This is a genomic window from Methylacidimicrobium cyclopophantes (assembly GCF_902143385.2).
In the GTDB taxonomy this organism is placed as follows: Bacteria; Verrucomicrobiota; Verrucomicrobiia; order Methylacidiphilales; family Methylacidiphilaceae; genus Methylacidimicrobium; species Methylacidimicrobium cyclopophantes.
The window spans coordinates 1-13,606 of the sequence record NZ_CABFUZ020000093.1; the positions used below are offsets into that span (position 1 = coordinate 1).

Here is a 13,606-nt window from a genome sequence, read left to right on the forward strand (position 1 = left end):
TCCCGAACGCCGCCCCCGCCGAGCTCGCCGACTTTCCGGTCCGCTGCGTCCGCGAGGGCTTCCGGTGGGAAGAGCTGCCTCCCGATCCCGCCGCCCTCGAGCTCGGCTGCGCCGTCGGCCGATCCTGCTATGAGCTTTCCCGCCGCTGCCGGCGTGTCGTGGGGCTCGACCGCTCCGAAGCCTTCCTCCGAGCCGCCCGCCTACTCCAAAAAGCCGGCTCGATCCGTTGTCCGGTCCCGCTCGAAGGCGACCGGACCGCCCCATGGGAATTTTCCCTTCCTAGGGGGGTTCGCCCGGAGCGTGTCGAATTTCGATTGGATGACGTCCTCTCGACCGCCCTGGACGAACCGTTCGATCTCCTCCTCGCCGCCAACCTTCTCGACCGGCTTCCCGATCCCGCGGCCCTCCTCCACCGCCTCCCCTCGCTTCTCCGCCCCGGCGGCCAGCTCCTTCTTACCTCCCCCTACACCTGGCTGCCGGAGTACACGCCCCGAGAGCGTTGGCTCGTTCCGGGATCGGAGGCAATCGAGCGGTTGCTCTCTCCCTCCTTTACCCTCCTCCGAAGATGGAATCTCTCCCTAGTTCTCCGCGAGCATGCCCGGAAGTTCCAATGGTGCCTCCCAGAAGCCACCCTCTGGCGCAAAAAGCCGACTGGATTCCGGCCGCCAAAGAAAAGCTGACGGCTGCAAAAAACTTTCTTATCCTCGAAGTCGGAGCTTCAGATGAGAACCCTGGCCGGATGGATTGCTCTCTTCCTCTCCCTTCTTCCCCTCTCGCCGGCGGTCGCGAGCAGCGCCCGGTGGGTGACGGTGCAGCGACCTCCCACCCTGGTTCGCACGGGCGCGATCCTTCTCCGGGAGGTGGACGGGCTTCCCGTCTACATCCAAGGAGCCCCTTCCCGCTACCACATCATCGGTGCGGTCTTCATCGACGATGACGATTTCGATGACTCGATCCACGAGCTCGTCGCCAAAGGAGCGGAGCATGGTGCGGAAGGATTGATCCTCTTTTCCCCAAGCGACAAGCGGGCCAATCCCAAGATCTACACCCGCGGCATCTGGGCTTGGTGCTACCGGTAGCCGTTTCTCCGACGCTTGCTCCCGCAGCACCTCGTCGGGAAGGGCGATCATGGGATCTTCGGCACGACGCGCCGGAAGAGCTGCTCTCCCTTGCGCTCCATCTGCATGGGTAAGCTCTTCTTGATCGCCCAATCGAGCCTCGGGGTCAGGTCCTCTTGCACATGATCGGTGGTCCCCGAGAGCCGAACCGTCGTCCAGAAATAGCCCCCCGCCCCCAGCTCAAAGAGTCCGAGATTCACCCGAGGAATCAGCTGAGCGAGCTCGGAGCGCAAGCCGACGTTGAGCACGCCGGAGACCCGCTTCCCCTCAACCTCGGCCCAACCGTGGATCACCATCGTCTCCCCGGATTGGATCGCGATGTCGGAAATGCGCATCCGCTCCCCTTTCCCCTCGACGTGGCATTGCGCCCGGCTCAGGGACACATCCTGGAGCGCTCGCACCCGCAAAAGGGAGTCGAGTGCGACAAGAAAGGGAATATCGTGGAGAACCCCCTGGTCGAGGAAGAGATCCCCTTTCCACTCGTAAGGTCCCCCCTCCTCCGCCAACACCTTGCCGAAGCCGCGCACCTCCCCGCTCACCCGCTCCTTCCACGGGCTGGGCAGAACCGTCCAGGTAGGCAGCGCCTGGATCTGCCAGGAAAGGTCGGTCGGCTCCGACGGCGCAAGGCCGAGCTTTCCGGTCCCCGCAACCAGCGCTTCCGGAGCGTCCTTAGGATGCAATTCGGCCGCTTCCATGCGAAGGGTCTTCCCCTCCAAAAGCCCATGCGCCTCCGCAAGACGGAGTTCCGGCAGCCCCGCCACGCGAATGCTTCCGCCCTTGGCACGCAGCCCCCAACCCTCTTCGCTCCCCTCTCCGCGAAGATCGATTCCCTCAGCCGAACCTCCCCCAGCCATCGTTTCGGGCCATCCGATCCCAAGCGAGGCGATACGAAACCGCCCCAAAGACCACCGTGCCAACCCCTTCTCCTCCCCAGCCGCAGATGTGCCGGCCGTCCCGGCTTTGTTTTCGACGGACGGCCTTTGGAGCACCGCCACAAGCTTCCGAATCGAAACCCTTCGTACTTGCAGCGAGAATCGGAGGATCGCCAAGGGATCGAGCTCGATCCGCACATTCTTGGCCGCGATCGAGGCGAAGTGGGAAGCCGAATTCCCCTTCCCTTGGTAGCCAGCCGTTGCCAGACCGAAACCAGCGAAGGAAAAGGGATCGAATCTTCCCGTGCAGCCGGTCGCCCGTTCCACGAGCTCTGCCGCGTGGTCGGCAAAACCCTTCCCTTGGACCGTCCTATAGACCCAGAAAGCTCCAACAACTCCCGTAACTACCAAAAGCAGAGCGGCAGCCAAGCCGGCGATCCGGAGCCATCGAGACAAGTTCTTTTTCGAAATCGTCATACCGCTCCCATCGATTTCGCCGAGAGAGCATCCTCCCAAGGGCCGATGCCTTTTATCCCGCGTCCCACCAAAGAACATTTGACGCTTCTTGCCAAGAGCGGAAAAAACCCTTCCCTTCTTCGAGGGACCGCCATAAAACGGGCTCGCCCTGGCACCCGTAGCTCAGGGGATAGAGCAGCGGATTTCTAATCCGTTGGTCGCAGGTTCGAATCCTGCCGGGTGCGGTTGGTAACTCCCATTGTCTCTTGATAAATACAGCTGTTATGAGCTTTTGACTCTGGTGATTTCGATTTCTAGCTTGTATTCCCTGATGTTGACTGGATTCCTTGGCCAACATTCTCTGGTAGGGCGAACAGTGAAGTCCCTTTCGGAACCCGAAATGCCGTCCTTAAGTGGTCACTGCTCCAGGGAAGCAACCATGCGGTGGCCGGTTTCCCGTCGTTTCGCCGGCCGAAAACCCACGCCCGAGCACGGAGCGTCGAAGCGGCAAATGGATGATTCGTATGAAGAATTCTCTTCTGCGGGAACGCAAAAACGACACGTCAAGACCGATCAACCCGACCGTTTCGAGACGAAATCCCGCCCTTGATCCCCGAGAGGGATTGGCGCGGAGATCCGCGGAGTACTTTCTCCCGAACAAAAGAGCGCCAGGAAGAATCGGCGCGTGCTAGGAGAAAGAGGAAGAACTGTCGCTTGATGCGGTTCCCCATCTCGCCCCGAGCGCAGGAGAACTTCTCGTAAAGCTCCGAAAGCGGGCCACTCCTCGGCGCCGAGGGAAGTGATGACATAGGGCGGGTCCTCTCCCTTTTCGAGCTACTCGGCTCTCGCGATCACCCGGGGTTGCCTCGACCAACTTTTTCGGGTGCGGTAGGGAAACTCGGGGAAGAGGCGAGCGGGTCTGCCGCTCGGGTTCGTGCAGAAGCCGAGCCTCCTCCATCGACGCCGCAATGGTCCGCTGCAAGCGCTCGTTGCAAGCCAAGCCGAGGAGATAGTCGACTGGACTCCTTTCGCACCAAGTCATGATCTCCTCGCAGCTGTGCCGGGGTCCGACGTCCGTCAAAGAGAAACGTCGATTTCGGCGAGACGGGGAGAGGAAAGAGCAAGCGAGAGCCCGGGAGAGCCGGAATCGGGCAGCGCTCGCCACAGGCGCAGCGTCCAAAAAGGACCATCCCAAGATCTCCGCCGTTTCCGACCAGTGGATCCATCCCGCTCAAACCCTCGCAGGGAGATCGCCCGCTCCTTCCTAACCCGCGATCCTTCCTCTTCGCCGTAGCCGTTGATCTCCCAATCTCAAGAAATCCCGGCTCCCATAACCCAATCGGTTACTTCGCTTGTTTCCCCATGATTCACTTTTCGTTGACAGATTTTCGCGTTTTGACGTAATCTTAATACTAGGTTTTCATCTGGCGATGCCGCTACCGGAGCCTGCACGGGGTTCCATGTGACGGTAAATCGGAGGATTCCGATGGTTTTGCCGATGGAGATGCAGGCTTGGGTGGCCGAAGGGGCCTTGGCGCAATCAGCGCGGAGGAGCATTCGCGCTTGCGGTTCCAACCGATGCGAGGCTGACGGGCGGCTCTTATCTGCAGAAGCCAGCCGTATTCCGGCACCAGCAGAAACCCTCCGGGCGAACGGGGAGCGGGGAATCCGGCTTTCCTCTCGGCTTTCTCCCTCGTGGAGCCAGTCCTACTATCCCACTTTTTCCGCATCGGAAGAAAGTCCCCTTCCGCAGCCGTTGGGTCTCCCCGTCTACAAAAGCTCCCATCCGTCAGCCCAAGGGCTCTTCAGCCTAAATAGAGAAAGCAAGGCAGATTGCACACGAGGAAAAAGAATGACTTACGATCCTGGGGAAGAACTATGACCAACCACAAACCGCGTTTTCGAGGTTTTGTTCCCTTTGCCGCTGCATGCGGATTGACGCTTCCCATGCTTTCCCCGGCACTTGCTCTACCGATAATGGGTCAGCTTCCCGGCCATGGAGTGGTTGCTAATGGTGCCCACCACGTTTCCTATTCCCTGGCGACTCCACACGAAGCGCTTCTACAGGTATCGCAACCCACTGCAATCGTCTGGCAAAGCTCGGGAGGATCGTTAAATGTACCTGGTTCCGGGCCGGGCTTTAACGTGGGCACACATGCGGAGCTCCTCATTCAGTCCTCCAACTCAGGATACAATCCGGTCTTGAACGTCGATACTTCGGGCAACCCTTCCATGATTTTCGGCATGGTCCAATCGACGCCTACCGCTCCATTCATTCTCGCGAACGGAAATGGCATTCTGGTAGGTTCGACCGGAATCATCGCTTCCCCCGCCGGTGTTGGCCTGATTGGATACAATCTTCCCCTTTCCGCAGCTCAAAGCTTCACTGGGTATGGATTAGGGATAACCCCTGGTCTGACCGGGAGTTATGTGACGATTCAGTCTGGAGCCTCGATTACCTACGGACCGACAAGCATACCACCGCTATCTTATGGAACCCCTGTCGGCAGCGCACTTTTGGTTACCGCCCCACAGATCGATGTTGGGATTGCTTCCCCAACATTGTTTAATGGAGGAGCGGCCAATCATTTTCTTGATTTTATTTCGGGCTACCAGTTTTTGTTTTCGTTTCGGGTCCTTGGAGATCACAATGGCTTTCGAATTGCACCCACACCCATTCTCGGTAGTAATGGGTCCATCACGCTTAGCGGACCTGCCTCGGGTAGCCCTTTTGCATTTCCAACGTATTCGTATTTACTTTCCTCGAGCATATCACTACCAGCGGCAACTTGATATTACCAGGTGGACCCTTTCTTCAGTGGGGAACAGCTACTCCCCACGTCTGGCAGGGCTGGCTTTTTAACTACGGCAACATCGCCTTTGCTTAAACATTAGATCCTCAAACACTCTCTACTCGTGGATCCCTTCTCAACCACGGATCTATTTATTCTTATCCCAACGCCCCATTTTATAATTCCGAGGGCGCTTTACTTCCCAAACTGGGAGTTACCCCAACGTTAGTTCTTTGGGTTAATGGTTCGATCATCAACGAGCCACAGGCAGCAATGAATGCAACCTCGACGATAACCGGGATGCCATCGAAAGGAAGCATCGATCTGTGGGCACAGCAAGGAGCGCTTGTCAATTATGGGGCGATGGTTGGTTATGATTTCATTAATCTTTTTGCGCAGAACCCGGCCCGCTTAAATTCTCAGTTTCCTCTGGGCAGCGTTTATAGCAATGGAACATTAGCGATTACGAGCCCGACGGCTTCGACTGATTCTTTTGTTAATCCAGGGAATGGCGCGATTACCGCCTTTGCGCCCTTATATCCTCATCAGCTGACCAATGTCCCAAACATCAATCTTTGGATAAGCAGCGCGACAGGCAATGTTGGCCTTGCTTTCGGGTCGATTAATATCACCGATCCAAGTGGCATTCATGCCGCCGCGTTATCCGCTTCGCAATCTGGTGGGCAATTTACTCTCGATCTGCCGCTGACGTCCCAAATTGTGAGTTTCAAGGGGGGGTGGCTTAACCGGTTCTGGGACCATCACTACTGACATTTTTGACCTCACGGTAGCGGGTAACGCAAATCACCGGATCAGCACGAACCCGCTGCTCAACGGCTTCCAGGTGGCGAATGGCACCAGCGGCAACACGGTGATCACGATTAACGCGGATGGGATCGGCCGTCAGGCCATTAATCTGGCGGTTTCGGGGAATGCGACGATCAACTCGGGCAGCACGGCAACTTTCCTGAACAATCCCCTCCCTGGCGTGGATTCCACTCCAGTCGCGAATGCGACGAGCAACTTGCTCGTCCAGGCTAGCGGCAACTTGTCGGTGGCCTCAAGCGCCTTGCATGTGACAAGCCTGAGTCACGATGCTTTAGGGGTGCAGGGGTTTGTCTTCCCTGGCGGGGTGGTGCTTCTTTCTGGATACACCAACGGGGTGGTGACCAATCCGTCGGCTCTTCTGACGCTGAACACCGTAGTCGACAACGCCTATGCGTCCAGGGTGGTGGCTGGTCAGGGGATTTTCTTCCAGGCGCCCACGATCATGACGGCGGCTCCCGCTGTGACGAGTGGCAACGCTTGGGTCAACTTCAGCACCAGACCGTCTACCGTGCCAGGAATTTATGGGGCTGTTTCGGCTTCTCCACTAACGCCGAGCTTCTTGACGCTGCAGCTGGACCCGACGGCCTATCACGTTCGTCCGTTCGTGCCGTAGCCGAGCCTCTGCAAGGCCGTGATCTCAGTCATTTTTTATAACGACCTAAAGCGTTCGCTTTGCCTGGTGGGCCAGCTGGCTTCGCCAAGAAGACCGAGCCCCCTCTGGCAAACAAACTCTTGCTCCTCTCTGCCTTACGCCTCTCAACCCACAAACCATGGCATCTCCCAAAGACGCCGAAATTAACCGATCTTTCGCAGAGGAATGTTGTAAGAGACTGCAACAGAACGATGATGATTTGTTAGCCCCCTCTACCCTGCCCATTGGGCCGATGAGCAAAGAGGGGCAACAGGTCGAATTCTCGGAGCAATGCATTGAGTTCTGTTGGGATCCGGGAGGAGAGGCCGATCCAGGGCTGCCCGCTTCCGGCGAGTTGGCTCAAAATGGAGCGCTTGAAGGCCGCGAGCACCTTGGGAACTTCTTCGCGGAAGCCATTCGCAATCCATTCGGTTCCGAGCCGCACACGGATCCAGAAGGCCAAGAAGCGGAGCCGCATAGGGCTGTGGACTCGGGCTCCCCGGCCGCCAGCGATAGACCGGCCGGACTTCCCGGTAACTCTTGAGCTTGGGATATGGCTGCCGCGACCTCTGCGAGCCTCTTAGTTCGCCTCCAGGATCCCGAACCTTCGTCGGACCGTCACCAAAAGCCCCGTCACCGTCGTGCGATCCGCCCGCTCCCCTCGGAGCACCTCCCCATGGATCGGAATCTCTCGGCCATCGGTGGCGACGGCAAGAAGCAGCTGGGGCCGCTCCTGCCAATACTTCTAGTTCTCAGCCGTCTCTCACGTTATTCCTCGTCCTCAACCTCATCCACACCAAATTTTGGGAGCCTCGGCTCACCGCTCCCGAAAGATGGAATGTGGAAATCTCGGTTCCTTCCGGAGCTTCCGAAGCTGTAACTTCTCAACCCTCCGGAACCTACTCGATTGTAATAGAAACCGGAACACGGGGCTATCCCCGGTGAACCCCTGCGTGATCGGGCCGTTGTCCCAGAGAAAGTAAGAACGAGAGCCATGGAATCCCTGGTAGATTTCCCCTCTTCCTTCCGCCGTCGCCGCAGCTGCCAGCGCCAACCCCAATCTTACGATCCTAATCCAGGTCGTCTTCCGTTGCTCTCTCTTTATACCTGCTCCTTATTTTGTCTTTTCTCAGCTGCCTTTAGAGCCGTTCGCTGCGAGTAGGGTTGATTCATGATTCATATGTCGGCGGGATTTCTTCTCCGCCTGCGCGTCCGTTCACGACGTCGGGAGACGTATTGGCAGGCACATACATGTCTCAGGAGCCTGCGCGGCGGTCCTGATCACAAATAAACACTGAGGCGGGCGTCAGGGTTGGGGAAGATGCTCGCAATCCGAGTGCGTCGTCGCAACTTCCGGTTGATGCGTTCCAGGTTATCGGTCGTGCACCGCCGCACACGGTGCGCTTTGGCGTAGTCGAAGAGCCTGCCACTTTCAGGAACGGCGATTTCAATCCAATCGACGAGTCTGGGATCTTCCTTGCACCAGATGTGCAAAGCGGCTCTGAGTAGGTACTCGGCCTCTCCTTTGTCGAGGGCGCAGAAGGGGCACGCTACCGGGCGGCACCGGTCTTTCCGGCCTCCCGACGGGTGGTACACTGGCCGGCACGATCGTCGGCAACGATCATGCATCCTTGCAGGCATAGCTTCTCGCAACGGGCATCGAGGAAAGAGATTGGAGGCACTTCGCCCAACAGGCGCTCGCGCCAGGACTTGAGCCCCTGGTCGAGCTTTTGGTAGCGCTCGCTCGGACCCCGTCGACTCCAAGCGGTTGCGCGTGCTCTTGCCGGCCAGGGCTTCCTGGAAATCTCTTTTCCCGCTTACGAGGGCAATCAACGGCTCGGAACGTAACCCCTCGTGGTTACGGAGATCGTCGTAGCCTAGCGCAATCCCGAAGATCTGCTGGGCCAAGAGCGCCCGAGCCGGGTGCGGGATCGGTCCCGAGCAAGCGGTCGCAGGAGGAGCTCCCGCAGCTGCCCGACCGCCATCCCTCCTCGTCGCGATGGCCGTGGCGGCCCAATCTCAAGAAATCCCCGGCTCCCGGAACCCAAGCGGTTACTTCCCCTATTTTTGCGGCGGTTCCTTCACTTGTTTGCGAGAAAAATGAGATTTTTGTTGTGGGACGGTAGCTGGCCCAGTAGGATGCAAGGCAACTCTGTAAAGGATCGCTCGCTGCCATCCTTTCTGGAATGGCAGTAACTTTATTAACTCACCGCCCCGCATGCGCGGGGATTCCTCTTTTGAGCCGTATCCTGGCCCACCAAGGGGATACTACAGAGCCCATTGGATATTATGTCGTCTTCTCTCTCCTTTCGTAGCTTCCCCTTGGGAACCAAAATTTGGCAGGCGGTCGAAGAGGCGGGTTACACCCAGCCGACTCCGATTCAAGCCGCAGCGATTCCGCTCATTCTCGAAGGACGGGACCTGATCGGCATCGCGCAGACGGGCACCGGAAAGACCGCGGCCTTCACCTTGCCGATTCTCGCCAAGCTCTGCCCGGAGGGGAACATCCCCGCCCGCAGCGGCACCCGGGCGCTTATCCTTGCGCCCACTCGGGAGCTGGCGGCGCAGATCGAGGAAAACGTGCGAACCTACGGCAAACATCTGCCCGTGCGGATGGCCACCGTCTACGGAGGAGTGAGAGAACGGCCTCAGGTCGCCGCGCTCCGTTCCGGGGTTGATCTCGTCGTTGCGTGTCCCGGTCGGCTCTTGGACTTATTGGAGCAGCAGCATGGCAACCTCGCCCGGCTCGAGTTCCTGGTCTTCGATGAGGCGGATCGGATGCTCGACATGGGTTTTATGCCCTCGATCCAGAAGATCATGAAATGGGTGGCCCGCAAGCGCCAGACGCTGCTCTTTTCCGCCACCTGTTCTCGGGAGATTGAAACGCTCGCCCAGGAGTTTCTCTGCGCGCCGGAGCTGGTCCAGATTGGACGCCGGGCGAATCCCGCTGAGGCGGTCACCCAATCGGTCTACGAAGTGGCGCGAGAGCGGAAGGCGGAACTGCTCTGCCATCTCTTGCAAGGTGCGGCACTCCAGAGCGTGCTCGTCTTTTCTCGGACCAAGCACGGGGCAGATCGGATCGGGCGGACATTGGAACGAGCAGGGATTCGGACGGCCACGATGCATGCCGACCGGTCGCAGGGCCAACGGACTCGCGCCTTAGAGGACTTCAAGGCGGGGGCGGTTCGCGTGCTCGTGGCGACCGATATCGCCGCTCGAGGAATCGATGTCGATGGCATCTCGCATGTCATCAATTTCGATTTTCCGGCGACTTCCGATGACTATGTGCACCGGATCGGGCGGACTGGACGGGCTCAAGCGACCGGGGACGCGATCAGCTTCGTCACTCGAGAGGAGTTCGGGGCGCTGAGGGCCTTGGAGCGCTTTCTCGGTCGAACGATCGAGCGGAAGCAGATCGAAGGGTTCGAGCTGGGGGAAGCCTCTCGGGGCGCCTCTTCCGAGGAGCGAGTAAAAAGGCCCGCCTTTTCCCCGGGTCATCCCACAGGCAGAAGCCGCCCCGCAGGCGGAAGCCGCTGGGGCCGGCAGCGGAACGAAGGTCGCGGAAGCGGTCGGCGCGAACCGCGATCCTTCCGCTCGGCCTAAGCCGAGTCGGGGCGAACACGAGCGCGTTGCCGCCTCCCGGGACGGATTTGTCGCCGAAAGGCGCGTCGGCCCTTCTCCTTGCTTTCCCTTCTTCGGAGGGGCTTCCAAGAGGAGCGGGGCCTTCCCTTCTTGGGAACCCGAGGCCTTTCCGGAAGCGCTTTTCAAACACCCTTCGGACGCAGGAGAAAGAGGAGCAGCGAGTGGCCAGTCAATTGATAAACGGCACCGCAAGAAAAATCAGGCTGTTCTTCTTGCTCTGGTAGGTTGGTGTCCAAGAGCAGCGACCAGCTCCCGCCTCCCGCACATTCGGGGAGATGAAACTCGACGACGTCACGATAGCCGTTGAGCAGGAGGAGAAGGGTTGCATCCTCGCCCCGCTTGCGGATCCCGGTCACCTGGGCACGGCCATCCATCAACATGCCGAAGCACTTCATGTTGGCGTCGCTCCACTCCTCGGTGCGCATCTCGGTGCCGTTGGCGTTGATCCACGTGACATCCTTGACTCCGAGCTCCTCGTTGTATTCTCCGGTGAGGAAACGAGCGCGGCGGAGAATCGGATAGCGGTGGCGAAACTCAGTGAGTTTTTGGGTGAATCGGATCTGTTTCCGGCCCGCTTCGGAAAGATTCCAGTCGAGCCAGCTGATTTCGTTGTCCTGGCAGTAGGCGTTGTTGTTGCCTTGCTGCGTCCGGCCGAACTCGTCGCCGGCGAGAATCATCGGCGTGCCTTGGGCGAGCAGAAGCGTTCCGAGCAAATTGCGCATCTGCCGCTGGCGCAGCTTGAGAATCTCCGGATCTTCCGTCGGACCTTCCACGCCACAATTCCAGGAGCGATTGTCAGAGGTGCCGTCTCGATTCTCCTCCTTGTTCGCCTCATTGTGCTTGTCGTTGTAGCTGACCAGATCGTTCAGGGTGAAGCCGTCATGAGCGCTGATAAAGTGGACGCTCGCCCAGGCTCTGCGGCCGCATCGGTTGAATTGGTCCGGAGAGGCGCAAAGGCGCTTAGCCAAAGCGGAGGCGGGAGCCTCGCCGCGCCAGAAGTCTCGCACGGTGTCGCGGAACTTGTCGTTCCATTCCGCCCAACCGGGCGGGAAGCCACCGACCTGATAGCCGCCTGGGCCACAATCCCATGGCTCTGCAATCAGCTTCACGGTCTTTAGCAATGGATCTTGCTGGACCGCCTTGAGAAAACCGCTCTCTTCATCGAAGCCGTAGCGCTCTCTGGCCAAAATGGTTCCCAAGTCGAACCGAAATCCATCGACATGCATCTCCTGCACCCAATAGCGAAGGCTGTCCATCACCAGCTGGATCACCCGGGGATGGCTCAAATTGAATGTGTTTCCTGTGCCGGTGTCGTTGATGTAATAACGAGCCTGATCGGGAAGGAGCCGATAGTAGCTGACATTGTCGATGCCTTTGAACGATAGGGTCGGACCGCGCTCGTTCCCCTCGGCGGTATGGTTGTAAACCACGTCGAGAATCACCTCGAGGCCGGCGTCATGGAACCGAGCGACCATCTCCTTGAACTCGCGGAGGCTGTTTGCCACGTCGGCTGCGTAACGAGGATCGGGCGCGAAAAAGCCGATGCTGTTGTATCCCCAATAGTTGGTGAGCCCTTTTTCCAGCAGATGTTGATCGTTGATGAAGGTATGAATCGGGAGAAGCTCGATCGAGGTAATCCCCAGCGAGCGGATGTATTCGATCCCCTCCCGAGCGGCGAGGCCGGCATAGGTGCCGCGAACTGGTTCCGCCACAGCGGGATGGCGTTTGGTAAATCCTTTGACGTGCATCTCGTAGAGAATGGTCTCCTCCCATGGCACGAAGTTCCGCTTCGCCTCTCCCCGCCAGTCGAAATTGGGATCGACGACGACGCACTTCGGTAAAAAGGGGGCGCTGTCGCGTTCATCGAAGGTGAGATCGTCAGCCGACTCTACCTGGTATCCGAAAACGGCCGGGTTCCAGATCAGCTCACCGGCATGGGCCCGGGCATAAGGATCGAGGAGTAGCTTGTGGGGATTGAATCGGTGGCCCGCCTCCGGCTCATAGGGGCCATGCACCCGATAGCCGTAGAAGGTGCCCGGACCCACCTCGGGCAGGTAACCATGAAAGATTTGATCGGTGTATTCGGGGAGCGCGATCCGTGCGGTCTCCGTTTTTCCGGAATGATCGAAGAGACAGACCTCCACCTTGGTCGCGTAGGCCGAGAAAAGGGCGAAATTGGTGCCCCGGCCATCCCAAGTGGCTCCGAGCGGATGGGGGAGACCCTCTTCGAGCGGATAGGGATTTTTCGACATGCGGCCTTCGGGAGATTCTCGGGTTCTCGATCGCTCCGCAAGCTCTTTTGCCTCTTCCCAAACCTCCCACGCCTCAACATATAAGTAATTCCCGAATAGTCTCTTGTGTAATAGAGTCGCCTAGTGGACTACGCTAAGGGACAGGGGAAAGACGGAGGAAGAACGCGTTTGCGAGTGGCGGGGTTCGGTCGGCTCCTTCCGCTCGAAGAATGAGAAGTCGGATGGCTTCCTTTTCCCTGCGGAATCGGCCCAGTCCTTCTCTTGCACGGGGAAAGATCTGCGCAAAAGGGATCATCGAAGCGGGGAGTATGCTCTCTCTTGGAGAAGGGCACGGATATCCTTCGCCACCTGCTCGGGGATCTGCGGGTGCAGGCCGCCATAGTAGCAACGGCGAATCCACCCTTTCTCATCGACGAGGTAGAGCCGCGTGGCATGGCGAAAGCGACCGTACTGCGCGCGCTCCTCGGGAGCGGTCTCGGCCACCGGAAGATCGAGCGTTGTCTGCAGGAAGCGCGTCCCCGGCCCGGTGAGGAAAACCCAGCGCCCGGGGATGGCGTGATGAGCCGCTGCATAGCTCCGAAGAACCTCTGGAGTATCCCGCTCCGGATCGAGGGTGACGGAGACGAGGACCACGTGCCGAAGAGAGTGAAGCAGCATGGAAAGCCGCTCCAGGCGTAGGGCCTGCAGCCGGCAGGGACCTGGACAATCGGCATGGAAGAAGTGGAGCAAGAAGATCTTCCCCCGGAGATTCTCGAGTCGAAAAGGCTTTCCCGAAGCGTCGACCAGCGAGAAGCCGTCCACCGCCTGGAGCATGGGCAGCGACGCCTCCGCTCGCGGATCTCGGGAGGGCTCGAGGACTTCGAGCAGCAGCGCCAGAACGCAGAGACCTCCTAGGGTATTCGTTTTGCTTTGGTTCATGCTGTGAAAAATAGAGCCCGGGAGCGTCCGACATTTCCGCCAGGGAAGGATAAGGCCCGTTCCCTCTCCTCTTCTCCGGAACTCGCTTGTTGCATGA

The 13,606-nt window shown here is 59.0% G+C and carries 9 protein-coding genes, 1 tRNA gene and 3 pseudogenes; 7 read left to right on the forward strand and 6 right to left on the reverse strand.

Features of this window, described 5'->3' with window-relative positions:
• Together FN369_RS03115 and FN369_RS03120 are read left to right on the forward strand one after the other, a co-directional pair.
• Positions 1–680: methyltransferase (locus tag FN369_RS03115; protein WP_142524750.1), on the forward strand; the 680-nt coding region annotated here is incomplete at its 5' end.
• A 42-nt stretch (positions 681–722) separates the two neighbouring features.
• On the forward strand, positions 723–1,079 hold the full coding sequence (locus FN369_RS03120) for a hypothetical protein (RefSeq protein ID WP_142524751.1): 357 nt from the start codon (positions 723–725) through the stop codon (positions 1,077–1,079).
• Positions 1,080–1,126: 47 nt separating this feature from the next.
• Here the strand turns inward: FN369_RS03120 and FN369_RS03125 are convergent, their stop codons facing one another.
• On the reverse strand, positions 1,127–2,467 hold the full coding sequence (locus tag FN369_RS03125; RefSeq protein WP_142524752.1) for an AsmA family protein: 1,341 nt from the start codon (positions 2,465–2,467) through the stop codon (positions 1,127–1,129).
• 151 nt (positions 2,468–2,618) lie between these two features.
• Here FN369_RS03125 and FN369_RS03130 point away from each other — a divergent pair.
• From FN369_RS03130 to FN369_RS03145, 4 genes are all read left to right on the forward strand, one after another.
• A tRNA-Arg gene (locus FN369_RS03130) sits at positions 2,619–2,691 on the forward strand.
• A gap of 1,633 nt (positions 2,692–4,324) precedes the next feature.
• Complete coding sequence (locus FN369_RS03135; protein WP_142524753.1) at positions 4,325–5,239, forward strand: hypothetical protein; 915 nt, start codon at positions 4,325–4,327, stop codon at positions 5,237–5,239.
• A gap of 272 nt (positions 5,240–5,511) precedes the next feature.
• Complete coding sequence (locus FN369_RS03140) at positions 5,512–6,009, forward strand: hypothetical protein (protein WP_142524754.1); 498 nt, start codon at positions 5,512–5,514, stop codon at positions 6,007–6,009.
• 217 nt (positions 6,010–6,226) lie between these two features.
• Positions 6,227–6,679 (forward strand): hypothetical protein, encoded by a 453-nt coding sequence (locus FN369_RS03145; RefSeq protein WP_142524755.1) that lies wholly within the window; start codon positions 6,227–6,229, stop codon positions 6,677–6,679.
• A gap of 241 nt (positions 6,680–6,920) precedes the next feature.
• Here FN369_RS03145 and FN369_RS03150 read toward each other — a convergent pair.
• From FN369_RS03150 to FN369_RS11435, 3 pseudogenes are all read right to left on the reverse strand, one after another.
• A pseudogene (locus FN369_RS03150) lies at positions 6,921–7,279 on the reverse strand (IS1634 family transposase); the annotation flags it as partial.
• 714 nt (positions 7,280–7,993) lie between these two features.
• Positions 7,994–8,427 (reverse strand): annotated as a pseudogene (locus FN369_RS11055) (transposase); the annotation flags it as partial.
• A 49-nt stretch (positions 8,428–8,476) separates the two neighbouring features.
• Positions 8,477–8,605 (reverse strand): annotated as a pseudogene (locus FN369_RS11435) (hypothetical protein); the annotation flags it as partial.
• A 414-nt stretch (positions 8,606–9,019) separates the two neighbouring features.
• Between FN369_RS11435 and FN369_RS03165 the strand changes: the two are divergent.
• Positions 9,020–10,300, forward strand: a complete 1,281-nt coding sequence (locus FN369_RS03165) for a DEAD/DEAH box helicase (protein WP_246189510.1) — start codon at positions 9,020–9,022, stop codon at positions 10,298–10,300.
• Positions 10,301–10,461: 161 nt separating this feature from the next.
• Here the strand turns inward: FN369_RS03165 and glgX are convergent, their stop codons facing one another.
• Positions 10,462–12,591: a glycogen debranching protein GlgX gene (gene glgX, locus FN369_RS03170; RefSeq protein WP_142524759.1), complete on the reverse strand. Its 2,130-nt coding sequence runs from the start codon at positions 12,589–12,591 to the stop codon at positions 10,462–10,464.
• Positions 12,592–12,882: 291 nt separating this feature from the next.
• Positions 12,883–13,509: an SCO family protein gene (locus FN369_RS03175; RefSeq protein ID WP_142524760.1), complete on the reverse strand. Its 627-nt coding sequence runs from the start codon at positions 13,507–13,509 to the stop codon at positions 12,883–12,885.
• Positions 13,510–13,606 lie beyond the last annotated feature (97 nt).